20 protein-coding genes are annotated in these 16,976 nt (G+C 33.4%); all 20 read right to left on the reverse strand.

Going from position 1 to position 16,976, the window contains the following annotated elements; genetic code table 11:
* Positions 1 to 24: 24 nt before the first annotated feature.
* On the reverse strand, positions 25 to 507 hold the full coding sequence (locus tag BA768_RS15160; protein ID WP_065721435.1) for an SMI1/KNR4 family protein: 483 nt from the start codon (positions 505 to 507) through the stop codon (positions 25 to 27).
* A 260-nt stretch (positions 508 to 767) separates the two neighbouring features.
* Positions 768 to 1,337, reverse strand: a complete 570-nt coding sequence (locus BA768_RS15165) for an REP-associated tyrosine transposase (protein WP_065721436.1) — start codon at positions 1,335 to 1,337, stop codon at positions 768 to 770.
* 88 nt (positions 1,338 to 1,425) lie between these two features.
* A complete protein-coding gene (locus BA768_RS15170; RefSeq protein WP_065721437.1) occupies positions 1,426 to 2,010 on the reverse strand; it encodes a hypothetical protein in 585 nt (194 codons plus the stop codon).
* Between the two features lie 12 nt (positions 2,011 to 2,022).
* Positions 2,023 to 2,577: a hypothetical protein gene (locus BA768_RS15175; protein WP_165601796.1), complete on the reverse strand. Its 555-nt coding sequence runs from the start codon at positions 2,575 to 2,577 to the stop codon at positions 2,023 to 2,025.
* Positions 2,525 to 3,022, reverse strand: coding sequence for a transposase (locus BA768_RS15180; RefSeq protein WP_317039969.1), 498 nt, complete (start codon positions 3,020 to 3,022; stop codon positions 2,525 to 2,527). The genes BA768_RS15175 and BA768_RS15180 overlap by 53 nt, the downstream gene beginning before the upstream one ends.
* Positions 3,023 to 3,342: 320 nt before the next feature.
* On the reverse strand, positions 3,343 to 3,744 hold the full coding sequence (locus BA768_RS15185) for an SMI1/KNR4 family protein (protein ID WP_065721439.1): 402 nt from the start codon (positions 3,742 to 3,744) through the stop codon (positions 3,343 to 3,345).
* Between the two features lie 4 nt (positions 3,745 to 3,748).
* Complete coding sequence (locus tag BA768_RS15190; protein ID WP_065721440.1) at positions 3,749 to 4,021, reverse strand: HNH endonuclease; 273 nt, start codon at positions 4,019 to 4,021, stop codon at positions 3,749 to 3,751.
* 46 nt (positions 4,022 to 4,067) lie between these two features.
* Positions 4,068 to 4,994: an REP-associated tyrosine transposase gene (locus BA768_RS21675; protein WP_317039970.1), complete on the reverse strand. Its 927-nt coding sequence runs from the start codon at positions 4,992 to 4,994 to the stop codon at positions 4,068 to 4,070.
* A gap of 315 nt (positions 4,995 to 5,309) precedes the next feature.
* Positions 5,310 to 5,546 (reverse strand): transposase, encoded by a 237-nt coding sequence (locus tag BA768_RS15205; protein WP_317039971.1) that lies wholly within the window; start codon positions 5,544 to 5,546, stop codon positions 5,310 to 5,312.
* A gap of 66 nt (positions 5,547 to 5,612) precedes the next feature.
* Positions 5,613 to 5,861 carry a hypothetical protein gene (locus tag BA768_RS15210; RefSeq protein WP_065721441.1) on the reverse strand — a complete coding sequence of 83 codons (249 nt, stop codon included), beginning with the start codon at positions 5,859 to 5,861 and terminating at the stop codon, positions 5,613 to 5,615.
* Positions 5,836 to 6,234: a hypothetical protein gene (locus tag BA768_RS15215; protein ID WP_065721442.1), complete on the reverse strand. Its 399-nt coding sequence runs from the start codon at positions 6,232 to 6,234 to the stop codon at positions 5,836 to 5,838. Before BA768_RS15215 ends, BA768_RS15210 begins: the two co-directional genes overlap by 26 nt.
* Before the next feature lie 357 nt (positions 6,235 to 6,591).
* Positions 6,592 to 6,723 (reverse strand): hypothetical protein, encoded by a 132-nt coding sequence (locus tag BA768_RS21605; RefSeq protein WP_262484176.1) that lies wholly within the window; start codon positions 6,721 to 6,723, stop codon positions 6,592 to 6,594.
* 275 nt (positions 6,724 to 6,998) lie between these two features.
* Positions 6,999 to 7,337: a hypothetical protein gene (locus BA768_RS15220; protein ID WP_065721443.1), complete on the reverse strand. Its 339-nt coding sequence runs from the start codon at positions 7,335 to 7,337 to the stop codon at positions 6,999 to 7,001.
* A 6-nt stretch (positions 7,338 to 7,343) separates the two neighbouring features.
* Entirely contained in the window at positions 7,344 to 9,272 is a 1,929-nt protein-coding gene (locus BA768_RS15225; RefSeq protein WP_065721444.1) for a hypothetical protein, read from the reverse strand.
* Between the two features lie 2 nt (positions 9,273 to 9,274).
* Positions 9,275 to 9,598 (reverse strand): hypothetical protein, encoded by a 324-nt coding sequence (locus BA768_RS15230; RefSeq protein ID WP_065721445.1) that lies wholly within the window; start codon positions 9,596 to 9,598, stop codon positions 9,275 to 9,277.
* Positions 9,599 to 9,721: 123 nt separating this feature from the next.
* Positions 9,722 to 12,121: a hypothetical protein gene (locus BA768_RS21110; RefSeq protein WP_065721446.1), complete on the reverse strand. Its 2,400-nt coding sequence runs from the start codon at positions 12,119 to 12,121 to the stop codon at positions 9,722 to 9,724.
* A 276-nt stretch (positions 12,122 to 12,397) separates the two neighbouring features.
* Entirely contained in the window at positions 12,398 to 13,798 is a 1,401-nt protein-coding gene (locus BA768_RS15240) for a hypothetical protein (RefSeq protein ID WP_123947128.1), read from the reverse strand.
* Between the two features lie 25 nt (positions 13,799 to 13,823).
* On the reverse strand, positions 13,824 to 15,164 hold the full coding sequence (locus tag BA768_RS15245) for a hypothetical protein (RefSeq protein WP_065721448.1): 1,341 nt from the start codon (positions 15,162 to 15,164) through the stop codon (positions 13,824 to 13,826).
* Between the two features lie 302 nt (positions 15,165 to 15,466).
* The gene (locus tag BA768_RS21325; RefSeq protein WP_165571784.1) at positions 15,467 to 15,640 is read right to left on the reverse strand and encodes a hypothetical protein; all 174 of its coding nucleotides are present in this window, start codon (positions 15,638 to 15,640) and stop codon (positions 15,467 to 15,469) included.
* A 260-nt stretch (positions 15,641 to 15,900) separates the two neighbouring features.
* Entirely contained in the window at positions 15,901 to 16,938 is a 1,038-nt protein-coding gene (locus BA768_RS15255) for a patatin-like phospholipase family protein (RefSeq protein WP_065721449.1), read from the reverse strand.
* Between the last annotated feature and the right edge of the window lie 38 nt (positions 16,939 to 16,976).

Here is a 16,976-nt window from a genome sequence, read left to right on the forward strand (position 1 = left end):
GTGCGACAGCGGAGGGCTAAAGATTTAATCATATTTTGGATCATAACTTTCTATATATGCTTCCACATAATCTGAAAATGAATTGGTCATTTTGCCATAAAACTCATCTCTCATATCCGGAAATTCTGTGTAGCCTTCCATATCCAGAGTATAAACTGGAGGATTATCTCCTTCATCCAAAAATATATAATGGATAAAAACCGACCCATCCATTTCGGCTATTACCCAAAAATCTTTGGTAATTAATTTTTCTAGTCCGTATTCTTTTAAATTTGATCTAGCATTTTCGTTAGCTTTTTCTAAAATTAAAAACTCTGCACTTAATCCATTTATGTCCAAAGGAGCAAAATACTTCCCTGTAAAAAACAAAAATTCTTTGTAAGATTTTGGAAGAGTAATTTTATTTTTTTTTTCTAAATCATTAATTTCATCTGGTAAAACTGGAAACGATTTTTTATTTGATTTTGTTATAAAATCTTCTACTTTCTGTATATACTGTAAAGACATATCTCTTATTTTAAATTATTTTGTTTTAAAAACTCGGAAAAATGCAAATCTTTTTGTACTGGTATTATCAACCCCTCTGCATTTTTAAACATAGGCCTAATTATTTCAAAGTTGGCTTTTGGATAAATTCTAGCTCTGGTAAGAATTTCTCGTTTGCAGACATTACATGGATCATACGTGGTGTAAATTTTAGAACGTATCTCCAAAACTTTGGGATCTACCCCCGCTGCCGCACGAATCCTTTCGTGTGGTCAGTCATCTTAGAAATCAAACATTCTAAAAACCACAACGTCATCCAAAAGTCCTTTTTCATCGGAATAATCTAAAGCACTGCTATATCTGTAATCTTCTGCACGAAAAACCAAGCCCGCTTCTACAGGGTTTTGATGGACATAATTAATCTTTTGGTTGATTACATGATTGCTCCACAACTCAATAGGTTTATTGTCATGTCTCCAAAATTGATATTGGTTTACATTCGAACTTTTTGAGCCTTCTTTGAGAAAGAAGTTTAAAAGAAATTCTTTTCTGCTTTCTCTAGGATTTTCTTTAATAGCCTGAACAATTGCCTTGCTTGTAAATCTTTTGAAATCACCGATCATAAGTTCTGGTTTCTGACCATCGATACTTCGAAAAACCAAGTGTACATGGCTTGACATGATACACCATGCATGAATTTCCATACCTTTATTCTTTTGGCAAAATCTTAAACTTTCTAAAAGAATTTCTTTGTACTCATTTCTGATAAATACATCCAGCCAACCGACGACGGTAAAACTTATGAAATATAATCCTTCAGGATTATGGAATTTGTAATTTCTACTCCTCATTGTTTTTATAAAGATAAAACTTTTGAGAGAGTTTGTAAAATAAAAGCCACACGATACAATCGTGCGGCAGCAAGAAAAATCTAATTTTTTAGCCCAAACCATAATATGCAATCCATTTTTCAGGATTAAAAATAGTTTTTACTTTTTTATTTGTAATTTCTACTTTTGCTATTGGTGAGTTCTCCACTTTAAATGTAATTTCTCCATTTGACTGCAATATCTGATACTGCTTTCCATTGAGGCTTCTTTCTACAGCTTCTTTAAATTTATTAATATTTTGTTCTTTCATAAAAGCAAATTCTATATAATTTGAAAAATAGCATCCTCTTTCTAAATCCAATATCATTTTACAGATAAAATGTTTTAAATCATTCCTATTAATACTATCCGCACTTAAAAATTTATCTGTATCTTCATCTAAGTATGGCGGATACTCGTCATCAATTAATCGTGAATTATTGACAAGTAGCTTCCTCGTCCAAAATTGTGTTTGTGCATACTTGTCTTTATAAGTGAATACAAGCAATTCAATTATTTTGTCTAAAGGTTGTGTTGCTAAGAATGTTTTAAATTTATCAATATGAGGAGTGAGTTCAATCATTTTTGGATCTCTACCATCTAAAACTGGCAGTTCATTATAATAAAAGAAATCTAATTTAAAATTTATGTCCATAATATTTTATTTTTATTGTTTAGTATAATGTATGTACTCTACATCATTTTTAATAGCATTGTACACTTGTTCAAACTCATCTTCTAACGAACCTCCATTTTTTGTAAAATCTTTCTGAATTTCTTCTATATCATCGATTAATTTATCTTTGTTAATCAATTTACCCTTATATTTCATACTAAATACATCTCCATTAGATGTAACCGCCCTAATTTCTGCAAGATTGTTTCTTAAAAGCGTCAGAATATCTGCTATACTTAAATCAAAACCTCTAGGATGATTGTGTGTTACAATAGAATTAATCATTTTTATTCTAAATCTTTCCGGAAAAAATATGGTATGCTTTAAATTAGAAGTCCAAAATTCGGATATTTTTCGGGAAGAATTAAAAATAAGTGCATTTTCCACCTCAGCTGTAGCATTTGCACTTTCAAATTGTTTAATTCTTACATCTGCAACATCTTCAAATATATTCCCCCGCTGCCGCACGAATCCTTTCGTGTGGTCAGTCATCTTAGAAATCAAACATTCTAAAAACCACAACGTCATCCAAAAGCCCTTTTTCATCAGAATAATCTAAAGCACTGCTATATCTGTAATCTTCTGCACGAAAAACCAAACCCGCTTCTACAGGGTTTTGATGGACATAATTAATCTTTTGGTTGATTACATGATTGCTCCACAACTCAATAGGTTTATTGTCATGTCTCCAAAATTGATATTGGTTTACATTCGAACTTTTTGAGCCTTCTTTGAGAAAGAAGTTTAAAAGAAATTCTTTTCTGCTTTCTCTAGGATTTTCTTTAATAGCCTTAACAATTGCCTTGCTTGTAAATCTTTTGAAATCACCGATCAAAAGTTCTGGTTTCTGACCATTGATACTTCGAAAAACCAAGTGTACATGACTCGACATAATGTACCATGCATGAATTTCTAAGCCTTTATTCTTTTGACAAAATTTTATACTTTCTAAAAGAATTTCTTTGTATTCATTTCTGATAAATACATCCAACTAACCTACGACGGCAAAACTTATGAAATATAAAGCTTTGGGATTATGGAATTTGTAATTTCTGCTCATCTTTATGTTTTTTATAAAGATAAAACTTTTGAGAGAGTTTTTAAAAGAAAAGCCACACGATAGAATCGTGCGGCAGCGGGGGCCTCAATATCTTTGACAACATCATCTAAGCTTTCCTCTGGTATATCATCAAAATAAGTAATATTTCCTTCCTTATTTTTAATAGAACAGACTTTCTTATTTACTATATTTTACTTTTAGAGCTAATTTTAAACAAAAAAATACGGCAACTTAATTAGTTGCCGTTAAGATTATAAATCATCAATAGAATTTATTTCTAAAAATTCTTCTAGTGTATTGTTGTGAAAAATTGGCTCTAATTCGTCGTGACGGAAAAGATAAATTTGCCCATTTTTACTACCACTTCCTACATACATACATACTATATGACCAACTGCTGTATTTGCAAAAGGCAAATATTCTTTTGGTATATGTTGTTCAGTTATTTGTAAACTATCAATAGTATCTTCTATTTTAACTTTTCCATACTTAATACTATTAATTTCATAATAACCATCTCCTATAACCCCGCCATTATATTTTAAATATAATTTTTTAAGGTTTTCAGGCATTGTGAAATTAAATTGACTTTCAATTTGTTGAATGTCTGTAAGTGTAATACTATTTTCTGCTTCTGTAATTTCTGTTTTCATATTATTAAGGTCTTGATAAATATTTAAAATTTAAGAACTCTTCCAACACTTTCACTCCTCCATAATGAGGAAGAGATGCAATATGTATTCCTGAATCAACCAACTGTACTGTACAAGTTCCAGTTATAGGATCGTAATCATCTAAATGATGCCAAGTATAGCCTTTGGGTTTCTTCTTCAAACCTGCTAATTTGTCCGCTAATTTAAAATCACTACCATCAATTCCCGTCAATTTTATTTTAACAATATTTTTTTGTTTTCCAGTTGTCTGATACAAAAATTCTGTTCCCCCCGCTGCCGCACGAATCCTTTCGTGTGGTCAGTCAGAATCCAAACATTCTAAAAACCACAACGTCATCCAAAAGCCCTTTTTCATCAGAATAATCTAAAGCACTGCTATATCTGTAATCTTCAGCACGAAAAACCAAACCCGCTTCTACAGGGTTTTGATGGACATAATTAATCTTTTGGTTGATTACATGATTGCTCCACAACTCAATAGGTTTATTGTCATGTCTCCAAAATTGATATTGGTTTACATTTGAACTTTTTGCGCCTTCTTTAAGAAAAAAATCTAATAAAAATTCTTTTCTGCTTTCGGTTGGATTTTCTTTGATGGCTTGTATAATTGCTTTGCTTGTAAATCTTTTGAAATCACCGATCAAAAGTTCCGGTTTCTTACCATCGATACTTCGAAAAACCAAGTGTACATGGCTTGACACGATACACCATGCGTGAATTTCCATACCTTTATTCTTTTGGCAAAATCTTAAACTCTCTAAAAGAATTTCTTTGTATTCATTTCGGATAAATACATCTAACCAACCTACAACGGCAAAACTTATGAAATATAACCCTTCAGGATTGTGGAATTTGTAATTTCTACTCATCTTTATGTTTTTATAAAGATAAAAATAATACATACTGAGAGAATGTGAACTTAAAAGAAAAAGCCACACGATAGAATCGTGCGGCAGCGGGGGATTGTACTCATCCACTTCCATCATCGGGCGGCTTTCGATATAATAACGGTTGTCACCCTTTTTCTTGTTGTGAATGGAAAGATTAAAAAGATTGGAAATCTCACGAATATCCCTCTGCAGAGTTCTGATTGAATAGCTTTTGATATCCGCATCCTGAAACTCAAAAGAGTTCAGAAGATAATCTTCCAGCTGGGAATAGGTAGCAGGAGCGCTCTCTAATTTTTTGATGATTAGTGCATATCTCGTAAGGTAAAAATCTTTTTTCATGCCTGAATTTTATAAAACAAATATATGAGCTTACTGCGACAAACGGTGTCGTGTTTTGCTTTTGTGGATAAATTTTATGCTAAAATATTCTTCAAGATGATGAGGAGGTTTTTGAGAACTATATTTGGTATATGTTTCTAAGCCTTTATTCTTCTGGCAAAATCTTAAACTTTCTAAAAGAAATTTCTGTGTATTCATTTCGGATAAATACATTTCACCAACCTACAACGGCAAAACTTATGAAATATAATCCTTCAGGATTGTGGAAATTGTAATTTTTACTATGTTATAAAGATAAAACTTTTGAGGTATTTTTTAAAAGAAAAACCACACGATACAATCGTGCGGCAGCGAGGGAAAAATCAAGTGTACATGGCTTGACATGATACACCATGCATGAATTTCCATACCTTTATTCTTTTGGCAAAATCTTAAACTTTCTAAAAGAATTTCTTTGTACTCATTTCTGATAAATACATCCAGCCAACCGACGACGGCAAAACTTATGAAATATAATCCTTCAGGATTATGAAATTTGTAATTTCTGCTCATCTTTATGTTTTTATAAAGATAAAACTTTTGAGAGAGTTTTTAAAAGAAAAAGCCAAACGAAAGGATTCATGCGGCAGCTAGGGGGGCAATTTCATCATCTCTTAGTAAAAACTCTAATCGGTCTAGTCCTGTAATATCACCAAACCTCCCTGCTCCACATTTTTCTGCGACTTCCTCTAATCCTTGCGAAAGTGAGTGTTCTGCTAATTGTAATTTCCCTTTTTTCCAAAAAACCGCAACGGTGAAGTTGCGGCTACTATTTTTACGAAAAAAATTATGAAATATTAGATTATTTAGAAGAAAATCTGTCCTCATCAGGATACCAATAGGTATCTGAAGCTCTTGACATAGTCCCATTTTCATAGGCTTTTATATTATTCTCTAAGCTCATTGCCGAAGCAAAAGTAACAACTCTTCCTGTCTTTTTTTCCACTAGAAAAGGAGTAGCAGGTGTTATTGCTTTGTAAATGTCTTTTGTCAAAAGAAATTCTTTTGACTGATAACGATAAATATTGCCGTATGGTTTTTCAATAGCCTCTTCCAATACAATATTTGGGGCAAAATTCTTGTCCACTATTTTTCTAGTAAATTGTTCTGCTATCTTTAGCATTTCTTGATTTGTTAGCATAATTTTAATTTTTAATTTTACCTGCTTTTGTATACTGAAATTGTCTATAATCTCTTTCAAAGTTTTTAGATTCTATGGAAGTTTTATCATATAAAAGAATTTCTCCCGTTTGTCCTTCTAATAAATAAATTTTTTTCTCTACCTTCACTGCTACAAGATAATGACCATCAACCAGACCACTCGAATGATATTTTCTAGCCCCATAGATAATGGCAATTTCATTATCTCTTAGTAAAAACTCTAATCGGTCTAGTCCTGTAATATCACCAAACCTCCCTGCTCCACATTTTTCTGCGACTTCCTCTAATCCTTGCGAAAGTGAGTGTTCTGCTAATTGTAATTTCCCTTTTTTCCAAAAAACCGCAACGGTGAAGTTGCGGCTACTATTTTTACGGAAAAAATTATGAGTTATCAGGACTATTTATAATCAAACCTGTCTTCATCAGGATACCAGTAAGAGTCTAAAGCTGTAGATAATGTACCATTTTCATAGGCTTTTATTTCCCTTTCTAATATCCCCGCAGTACCAAAGGAAACCACCCTTCCCATTTTTTTTCTACTAAAAAGGGGGCAGCACTAATATGATAACTTTTTTTTGGTCCATATACATAAATATTACCATAATTTTTTTCTATAGTTCTAAAAATCATTACCTCTACATCTGACCCTTCTTATAATTTTTTTAAATATTTTTCTGCTATTATTAGCATTTCTTTGTCTGTTAACATAAAATTATTTTCAGTTTTTGTGATTTTCATCCTAAAGTTATCAAAAACAACAAATACAGCAGTAAATTTACTTCTTTATTTAAAGCCTTTATATGATTACTCTCTAGAAAACCGATCTTCGTCTGGATACCAATAAAGATCCATAGTAGGTTTCATAGTCCCATTTTCGTAGGCTTGTATCTCATATTCTAATCTTCTCAGTGGTCCTAAATTAACCACTCTTCCTTTCTCTTTTTCCACTAAAAAGGGGGGGTTATTAGTCAATACTTTATTGAAATCTCTTGTTAAAAGAAATTCTTTAGCCTGAAAAAAATAAATATTACCATAAGGCTTTTTAATGGTTTCCTCATGTAATATTACGGCTTCCGTTTCTTTGTCTACTATTCTTTTCATAAAACGTTCTGCTATCTCTAGCATTTCTTGATCTGTTAACATACTATTCTATTTTTTAATTTTACCTGCTTTTGTATACTGAAATTGTCTATAACCTCTTTCAAAGTTTTTAGATTCCATGGAAGTTTTATCATATAAAAGAATTTCTCCCGTTTGTCCTTCTAATAAATAAACTTTCTTCTCTACTTTTACTGCTACAAGATAATGACCATCAACCAGTCCACTCGAATAGTATTTTGTAGCTCCGTAGATAATGGCAATTTCATCATCTCTTAGTAAAAATTCTAATCGGTCTAGTGCTGTAATATCACTAAATCTACCTGCTCCACATTTTTCTGCTACTTTTTCTAAGCCCTGTGAAAGGGAATCTTCTGCCAATTTTAACTCTCCTGTTCTTAGATATTCTGCGATAACCTTTGCCACATTACCACAATTATCTTTACCCACTTGTTCCACAATATTATTAACCACGTGATGGTTAAAATAAGATATAGCTTCTTTTATTTTATCAAAAGGCTTGGCAATTGTTTTATTGGCAAATTGTATTTCTCCTTCTTTAAAAGCTTTTACTTCTACCTCAACCGTTGTTTCTACAATTGACTTATTACCAAATGCACCTCCTTCATACCTAAGTTTTTTCAGAAGTTCCTCCTTCTCAGCATTTGTAAGCTTTCTAGTAACTCCGTTTTCTTCAATAACGGCTTCATCAAGCTGCTTCCTTAGCTTTGTAAGATTTTTATCTCCACCAAATTTAGACATTTCACCAATATCCTCAATCATCTTAAGAATTTTGTCCTTTTGTCCTTTAAGAAGAGTGTATTTTCCAAAGACTAATTTCCATTCTCCGGCGGTTTTCTTAACTCTTAATCCCATTTTATATGCCAAAAGAATCAGTTCATTTTTAACAGAAAAATTAGAAAGTAAAACGGATAATTCTTCCAATGCTTGTGATGTTTTTCCTGCTTTACCTATTTTGGGTAATGGTAAAAAGAGAGTGAGAATCATGCTTATTTCGTAACATTGTTGGTAAGAAAGCCTGTAAATAGAGCCTTTGCTGTTCTCAAAGTCATACGCCGTTATTATATCTCCTAATTCTTCGGGCGTCATCATAAGAAAATCTACAACAATTCCAAAAAACTTTTTGAAGGTAGCTCTGTCTGACAGAATCTCGTATAAACTCGGCAATAGCATTACAAATCCGTCAACAGTATCTACCAAGGCATTCCATAATCCACAAAATTCCGCATTAATACATAAAGTCCAGTCTATCTGCTTTTCTTTGATCTGATAATACTCCAAATCCTCTTGTGAATAGGTGTATTTTTCTACTGGAATTGTAGTATTTACACCAATTGCGTTTAATAATGCTCCATTAAGGATAGGGTCAAATCCCTTTACATCTGGTAAATAAGAACGTTCAGAAATTCTGTATTCTTTAATGTTTTTGGAGATATCTCGGAATTGGTCTACAAAAAACTTTAACGAAGTTCCCAACCCATCAAAAAGATAGCCAACTACTTTTTGATACATATATTCTGCAAAGATTTCTTTATCAATAGCATTGATTATTTTATCTCTTGATAGAGGGTAATGATTAAAGTTTTCTTTATCTCTATAAATTCCCAATATATTATCAGCTACATCTTGCTTAAAAACATTTAAAATAGGATTTATTATTTCTTTTCCTCCTTTATCTTTTATTACATAGCCCCCTGTAGAAATTAGATTCTCAGTATTAAGCTTTAGGCAATCAAAAATATCACTTCCAAGGTTACATGCAACGAATTCTACTTCTTTTGTATTAGGATTAGAAAATAAGTGAAAAACCATTAGATTAGAATCTTCTCCTTCTAGAAACCAATACGCATTATTTAAAGTGTTTTTTAAATCTTCATAAGTGTAGCCAATAAGAGCTTCAGGGAAATCATATGTTGTTTCTATTACTCTTGTTTGCTTGGTATTACACATCTTATCCATAATTATTGGTATTTAATGTTAATTTCGTTATAGCTTTCATTAAAACCTATTTCTTCTAAATCTATAGTTTCAAATAATCTCTTTACGATAAAATATTTCCCAATTTTTTCTAAGTAATTTCTAAAAGTTCCTTCTTTGGCTTTATAAAAAATACTGTTTTTTGCTAAGACTGATTTTAAAGCATATTCATTTGATTTTTCGTCAAAAGATTTCCTCGCTATTCCCTCCAACGGATTTTTATTCCCTTCAAAACCTTTACTTATTTCATTAAAAGAAAGTATTTTGTATCCGGATAAATCTCCGAATTCGTCATCAAAGTTTTCCATTTTCTTCGTTTTTTAGTTGTTAAACAATTTATTAATTTCATGATGGTTATAAGGCAGCACAATAAAGTGCTGCACAATAACCTCCGGGTTTTGCCCGATTCATGATTGAAAAATTTTAAAAGATTACACTAAAAATTTAGAAAGCGGAGCCTGATTTTCATATTCGTCAGGTGGAAGAGGCTGTAGATTTTTGTCTAAAATTTTCTCTTCTCCAAAGTTTCGGGTAGGTAATGCAACTTTAAGATATGTTTCGGCATCGGTTGAGAAGATGAATCTTCGCGCTTCTTCGATGTTGATAGATTCACTTCTAAAGTCGAAATCTTTAATTTTAGAAACGTTTACTTTGAAGGTAATTCCGTTTTCATCGGTTGGATAAGCTTCTGCGGCTTCTATTTTAGATAGCTCTTCTGCAAGAAAGGTATAGAATTTTGAAGCCGGATCATTTTCATTCCAAAATTTATCGATTTCAATAGAATTTCCTAGACACTCAAAAGTTCTTGGGAAATTAAGATTGTTGTACAGATCAATCATCTTTGTGAAAGAAGTGTCATCCATTCTATTGTAAGTAATCTCAATCCATTTATCTGCCGACTGACCAATTTGATTATTGTTCAATTCAAAATTGCTTCCGCACAATTCCCCTAGCTGATCGTCAAATTTCACTCCGGGTTCGCAGTTGCATGGCAATGCTTTTTCCACTCTCAAGCCAATAGAATCTGCCTGAAGAATTGTTAATGAAGTAGGAATTTTTTCTCTCCACGGTTCACCTTGTTTTTCACCGACTGCAGCACGCATTTCGTCTACAATAGATAAGAACAATGGATCGTCGATAACAGGAACTTCACCACCGTTCCAGATTTGTCCGGTTGCAAGGAAGTGTCTTACCGCTTCTTCAAATCCTGGTCTTACTGTGACAATTACTCTCGCCATACCAGACTGCATAAATGCTCTGAATGTAGGATCGTTATCATCAAACTGATATAAATCTGACCATCTGTTTCTGTCTCCCCAATAGTAAGGGTAGAAATAGTAGCTCATGATATCCCATTCGAATGCTTGTTCCATAAACTTCACAAAAGCTGCATATTGATCTAAAGAAGAATCAACTTTAATATCGGTATTGGTGAAGGTTTCTGCTGTTGCTCCATCATTGATGTAATATTTCTTCTTACCGAAAGTAAGTGCAGCATTGGTATTCTGATCGATCATATAAGAAATACAGTTTTTTCTTAAAATTGTATTCTCAATCTTTCTATAAAAGCCAGGATTCGAACCTTTGATTTGTACACCTAAAGCTTTTGCTTCTGCTAAAGCTTGATTGTATTTCTCTAATTCAACCTCATAGGCTTCAATGATTTTGTTGAAGGTTTTTTGAAACCAAATGTTTTTGGCTTCCGTTGTTAATTCAACATCAATAATAAAATTTGACGTCCCTGCAAATTCATTATATCCCGTGGATGATATAGGAACCGATTTTGAGTAAGGTTTAGAGAATGTTTGTCTACCGAATACCGCAGCTTGTCCCCATAAGCCCCAATTGTGATAATGCAGGTCTCCTAAAAGCAAATTCACATTTGAACCATCACCATCAGACGCTGCTGAGAAACTTGCTAATCCTCCTTTTGCAATGTAACCTTCAGGAATTTGGATTTCATCTTTCATAGTATAAAATTCAATTTCTGATATATTTCCGGAAGATTGACCATTTAGAGATTTTCCGATAGAAAATGACTGCAAAGGTTTTTCATCAATCTCTACGTTATATTCGCTTAACCAAAATTTTAGTCTTGTTTCATCTTCTAAAGAACTGAAATTCTCAAGTTTATGTATTGATGATTCTCTTGGATCAATAGGTTTTATCAATTGATTTTCTGCATTATTAGAAATCTTCATTCCTAAAGAATGCAATTTTGCTGGCTCAGGAATCATAAACTCAAACATCATACGCTTACCGTAATTGTAAATCTGGTTTTTCACAACTTTATCTACCCATCTATAAACTCCAACTACGTGATTGCTTCCTTTGGTATTATCAAAACCATGCTTGTTGTTTTCTTCGTATTCTTCTAAAACTTTGTCAATACGTTCTTCTTTTACCTTGGTTACAATTCTGTCTAAAGCTCTTGCGGTAATATCTTTGGCTTCTGTAACTGCCTGTCTGTTGCTTTCTTCTTTAGAATTGTGAGTGGCATAGCTTGCGTTAGCATAAGCTCCAAAACCTGCGTCGCCTATTTTCCAATTTGCAGTTACTCCAGCTTGTGCAGAAAAATCTTTAGATTCCTGTAAGATTTTAGAAATCTCGCTCTGCATTTCATATCTTTCGGTAGAAGTGGTATCTGTAAGCTTTTCTTTTTCAGATTCTGTAGATTTTGTTGTTTGAGATTCACTTCGCTTTAATCTTCTGGTAGAACGTTCTTTATATTCACGAGCCATGATGTTTTCGATGTGAGCAACATCTCCTTCTACATAGCAATACGTACTTTGTTCTACTTTAAGATAATCTGCAACCCCAATGTTTTTCATTCCGAATCCTGAAGGAATAAAAGCTCCGGATTCTACGGATGTTCCTGGTGTTTGAGGATTTTCAGGCGTTTCAGGTGTTTCTGGTTTTGGAGGATTTTCGACAGGAAAGCAACCATCCGCACCTCTGAAATTATAATGTTTGGTTAATCTGTCTAAATCATATGGATCAATAACTAATTTAACGTTGAAACGATAAGTAATTCCATCCCTTGATGTTAATTCTCCTTCTACAACAAATTCTTCAACCTGATAGGTTTTAGAAACCGGGATTCTAGGTTAATCAAACAATAGATAAGATCCTCCGCCCAACGAAGATAAACTTGTTGAGGAAAATTCTACATCTTTTATAAATGTCTTATATTTTGCTGACGCTACCTCAATATTGTTGCTTAAAGCTAACATTAAACTCCACTCTGTTGAGCTTCGGGCATAAGTTTTTATGCTGAAAGGAAGATATCCTGAAGTAGCAGAATTGTTATTCACCGGTATTACTACACCACCAACTGTAGTAGAAACCTGCTGGTTAAGAACCGTATTATTAAGAACAGTTTGCTGTAACGTCTGGTTGTTTGAACTGATGCTCTGATTTAGCTCGTCAAATGTCGTAATTCCTGATAATGCCTCTGTTATTGTTGATGCTCCAAGTAATCTACAGAGCGTGCTCTGATCCTCAGAATTCATTGTTCTTCCTAAATATATGGCATCAATTTCCGGAGTTCCAAAATTAAATTCAAAATCAGGAATTTCTGCTTCAGGAACCGTAATCTGCATAATCTCTTCTTTGATGCGATGGAGCTCCATATCAAGCTCGGCATTCGCATAAAATTTTTCGGGATCTGCTACGCTTAGCTGGGTGAGATAATTGATTCTGTTTTCTAAAATTTGCTTCTTCCGGTCGGCTGCAGAAGCTTCTTTTTGTACAGACCGAATAAGCGGTTTCGTTGCACTTTCATACTCATTATAAGCTGATTTATAAGCCTCGTCAAATTGTTTTTTGTATGTTTTTTCTAACTTCGTCAGAGAATCTGCAAGCTTCTGATTTTCTTTCAAAAACATTGTAGCTTCGGCAAACTTCATTGCCTTGTCATTATAAACTGTCTTCTGCGTTGTTGAAGTTCCTGTACTACCAGAGCCTTGAGAAACTTTAAATAATTCTTTAGGCAAAACAACTTTGGCCTTAATCATATCTGCGTATGATTCATCAGAACTGTCATAATTTTCAAGGATATGAGCCAAATGCAGATATTGCATAATCAGTTCTTTCGCATAGAAGTCTTTTTGAGTAACTACCTGATAAGTAAGATTGTCCCAAAGAACATAATCTGCGACTAAAGCACCGAAAGTTTTACAAAGTGCAATTTGTTTGTCGAAATCTTCTTTTGTAGCGGTAGACTTGTTTCTTGCAATCCATACAGCAAAATCATAAAAATTAGGATGAAGAGCTTTTAAGGAATCTTCCGAATGCACGGTAAAACCACTGATTGATGAAGGGTTTTTAAATATAGATTTTAAACTTGTCGCTGAAGTAACGAGAGGATCAATTTTACTTGCATTTCTCGCAACTTCGCTTCTAAAGACGAATCTTTTATCTTTGTTTTTTGGATCTGCTAATTCAGGGTTTCTCATTGCTGCAAACCTGAAAAGTGTTTGTGATGAATTGTTGTTATTTGTTGACATATTTTTATTTTTTTTAAGATTAGTTTTAATAAGTTTTAATTTCTATTGTTCCACAAAGACCTCCAATGTCAGTTAAGTCATTTTCTGAATTGGCAAGTTTTAAATGAAGCGTATTTCCTTCAGTCCATATACATGAAGATTTTTGTGTAAATTCATTCATTGTGGTTACAATCAGTGTTTTATTTTTAGTGAAAGATTCAGATAAGATTCCTTCATATTCACCTCTTCCTGTTTTTCTCCATTCAATATCTCCAACCGAATTTTCCAATACCTGAAACTGAGGCTCAAAGGTTGTTTCATTAAATTCCAATAGAGCTGAATATATTTTATATGGTCTAATGGCTTTTTTTAAATCACGAATAGGTGTTTTGCCAATTTGCCCGGTTGTCCCATTGTACACTGCCAATGAGTCATACTCAGGGTTGTCTGCAGCTTGTTTTTCAACATACAAAGGGTTAATTCTGAAATTTCCCCCGATTGATAACCAACGAGCAGCAAAATCTCCGGATATTAGTGGGATCACTTGATTATGATTAGATAGAGCTGTTTGAGAATGAATGATCAATTTATTATTTGATTCTCCCCCTAAAGGAGCAAATGCGCCTATTATCACATTGTTATTTCCATAAGTTCCGGTTGATGCTGTGGATGCACCCGCTGAATATCCCAAAAAAGTATTGCATATCCACTGTCCGTTTATTGTTCTGCCATGGTTGGCTCCTGCACTTGTTCCGATAAAGGTGTTCTTTGAACCCTCTTTAATGTAATAACCACTACCTACACCAACAAAAACATTTTCACTTGCTGATATACTTTCAAATCCAGAGGCATAGCCTAACATTACATTAAAACCACCCGTTGTCAATTTATTTCCTGCTTGAACTCCTGAGAATAAATTACTGGTTCCTGTAGTCAGGCTCTGACCTGTCCATCCTCCAACTGCGGTATTTTTATCTCCGGTAGTCAAAGACCACAAAGCAGAGTCTCCTACAGCCATATTCCATTTTCCTGTTGCAGCATCTGTAATGGGATTTTTATTAAGCAACCTTATATTGAAAGTTTTCATGTTGACTCCCAGATAATAAGTATTTGCTCCTACACCAAATCCCATTGAATTGGGAGTCGTATTTCCTCTCTCAACGACATCAACAAGTTTGTCATTTTCTGTTAAGAGTGGTAATTGGGACAACGGAACTTTGCCTCCTACCAAATCTGCCTTCCTTTTCAGAAGATCTTCGTTGCTTTCCGGAAATTCTCTGTTGTTATGCCAGTAATACTCCATGTAGTTCCAGAGATCACTAGGAGAAGGAATTTCTTCTACATTCAATTCAGAATCAAGTTCTTCATTTTCTTCCATATTTGTCATTTTATTAAGTTTTTAGATTAATTTCGAAGCCTCTTTTTATTAGATGGCTTCAGGTTCCAGCCTTATTTTTTAAGTTGGTTTCCGGCAAAAGATATCCACCTTTCTTTTTAATAGAGAAAGTCATTTTGTATTTTTTTAACTGTTAGTTTTTAGACGTATTTCTGGCTGTTCAGACTTTTTTTAGAAGTCGAATTCAGAATTTTGTCAGGAAAGATTTATGATTGTTTTGTGTTTTTATTGATACTTCAAAGGTACTCTTGATGAGCGACAGAACTTGACGTGTTTTAATTTTATTGTATATTTTAATTGTAAAAATCCTCTTCTAAAACATCACTTTCAAAATCTTCCCTGAAGAAGTTTTCAATGTCATCAAGATAATTTTCGTAGTCGATTTCGGTGTTTTCAATATCGCTCCAGTTAATGGTGTAGAGATCATCATTGATTATTATATCGGAATTGTGATTGGGTGTTTCCATGTTTTTGTGCTTTAAAAAATTAGTTGTTTTTTGAATATAATTCTTGCTGTTCAGCATAAAGAAATGTTGAATGATAAAGTGTTTAAAAGTTTAAGATTTTGTTTTTTTGTCTTTGTTTATACTACAAAAGTAGGAGAGCGGAGCGACAAAAGTCGACGTGTTTTTTCAGTGTTTAAAAAATCTTTTTAATTAAGTAAACAGCTTATAAATGATGAATATAATTGAATTAGCTTATATTTGTCATTTATAAGTTAAAAAGCTTATATTTTGTTTCTGATCAGCTTTTGTACAATTTGATTTAAAGTTTCTCTGTTGTCGTCAATATAGCTTAATCCTGCCTGAATCAGGTTTTCAATATTGGATCTTCTTACATTATCCATTGCAGGAGAAGCATTTTTCAGAGATGGATTAATTCTATAATAATTTTTCTGGTTTCGTGCCCCCAAAGTCTGAAACATCTGACAGAGCTGATAATCTACTGTTTCTGCATTGGCAGACATCAGAATATCAATAATCGGCGTTACCCAACCTATTTTTCCGGCTTTTTCCAGCTTTTTGAATGAATAACTTTTAGATTCTATTCCGGTCCCGATAGAAACAATGATCATGTCTTTTACCGTGGGATGATTGGCCTTTTGGTGGTTTTTCAGAACTTCAGCAAAAGGAATTTTTCTGGCTTCTGCATAAGCACACAATGCAGGATTATTAGCAAACATTCCACCGTCGATTAAGCTGAAAATCTGTCCGTACATCGATTTGATCTGAACCGGAGTGAAATAAGTCGGTGCCGCTGAAGTGGCTCTGCAGACATCTTTTACGTAAAAATTATCTGTGCTTAAAGCTGCTTTCCATGAGTTGAATAATTTTGCTCTTCGGTTTTCGATGTCATAGCTTGTTATTAAACAAGGTTTTATCAATTCTTTTAATTCTAAATTTCCAAAAAAATCATTCAGGTTTTTTTCTAAAGCTTCCTGAGAGATTTTTTCATTGAAAAGACCGTAAGGATTAATCAGTCTCTCCCAAAAGGAAACCTGAAAAATATCACCGCCTTTTTCGGAATACAATTCCAAACCTTTCTGAATGGAATATTTCGCTTTTCGGTGTTCGTCGGGACACAAAATAATCGCCGCAATCAATGCTCCCGTGCTGCTTCCTGCAACCAGATCAAAATAATCACCAAGCTTTGCGCCCGGTTTATCATGAATCTGCAGCTGCTCTTCTATGTAGCGTAAAATAATACAGGTTATGATGCCTCTTATTCCGCCTCCATCTAAAGAAAGTAGGGTTGTTTTTTTCATTTTTCTACTGTTATTTTGGTAGAGTAAAGATAGGAGCG

Source organism: Chryseobacterium sp. CBo1 (genome assembly GCF_001693475.1).
GTDB classification, from domain to species: domain Bacteria; phylum Bacteroidota; class Bacteroidia; order Flavobacteriales; family Weeksellaceae; genus Chryseobacterium; species Chryseobacterium formosense.

Bases quoted from the DNA above. Each gene is read 5' to 3' on its own strand.
- BA768_RS15230 (WP_065721445.1), bottom strand. From the start codon at position 9,598: ATGGAAAACTTTGATGACGAATTCGGAGATTTATCCGGATACAAAATA.
- BA768_RS15225 (WP_065721444.1), bottom strand. From the start codon at position 9,272: ATGGATAAGATGTGTAATACCAAGCAAACAAGAGTAATAGAAACAACA.
- BA768_RS15205 (WP_317039971.1), bottom strand. From the start codon at position 5,546: ATGAGCAGAAATTACAAATTTCATAATCCTGAAGGATTATATTTCATA.
- BA768_RS15210 (WP_065721441.1), bottom strand. From the start codon at position 5,861: ATGAGGACAGATTTTCTTCTAAATAATCTAATATTTCATAATTTTTTT.
- BA768_RS15240 (WP_123947128.1), bottom strand. From the start codon at position 13,798: ATGTCAACAAATAACAACAATTCATCACAAACACTTTTCAGGTTTGCA.
- BA768_RS15170 (WP_065721437.1), bottom strand. From the start codon at position 2,010: ATGGACATAAATTTTAAATTAGATTTCTTTTATTATAATGAACTGCCA.
- BA768_RS15185 (WP_065721439.1), bottom strand. From the start codon at position 3,744: ATGAAAACAGAAATTACAGAAGCAGAAAATAGTATTACACTTACAGAC.
- BA768_RS15160 (WP_065721435.1), bottom strand. From the start codon at position 507: ATGTCTTTACAGTATATACAGAAAGTAGAAGATTTTATAACAAAATCA.
- BA768_RS15165 (WP_065721436.1), bottom strand. From the start codon at position 1,337: ATGAGGAGTAGAAATTACAAATTCCATAATCCTGAAGGATTATATTTC.
- BA768_RS15255 (WP_065721449.1), bottom strand. From the start codon at position 16,938: ATGAAAAAAACAACCCTACTTTCTTTAGATGGAGGCGGAATAAGAGGC.
- BA768_RS21675 (WP_317039970.1), bottom strand. From the start codon at position 4,994: ATGAAAAAAGATTTTTACCTTACGAGATATGCACTAATCATCAAAAAA.
- BA768_RS21325 (WP_165571784.1), bottom strand. From the start codon at position 15,640: ATGGAAACACCCAATCACAATTCCGATATAATAATCAATGATGATCTC.
- BA768_RS15220 (WP_065721443.1), bottom strand. From the start codon at position 7,337: ATGTTAACAGATCAAGAAATGCTAGAGATAGCAGAACGTTTTATGAAA.
- BA768_RS15175 (WP_165601796.1), bottom strand. From the start codon at position 2,577: ATGAAAAAGGGCTTTTGGATGACGTTGTGGTTTTTAGAATGTTTGATT.
- BA768_RS15245 (WP_065721448.1), bottom strand. From the start codon at position 15,164: ATGACAAATATGGAAGAAAATGAAGAACTTGATTCTGAATTGAATGTA.
- BA768_RS21605 (WP_262484176.1), bottom strand. From the start codon at position 6,723: ATGGGAAGGGTGGTTTCCTTTGGTACTGCGGGGATATTAGAAAGGGAA.
- BA768_RS21110 (WP_065721446.1), bottom strand. From the start codon at position 12,121: ATGAAAAACATTGGGGTTGCAGATTATCTTAAAGTAGAACAAAGTACG.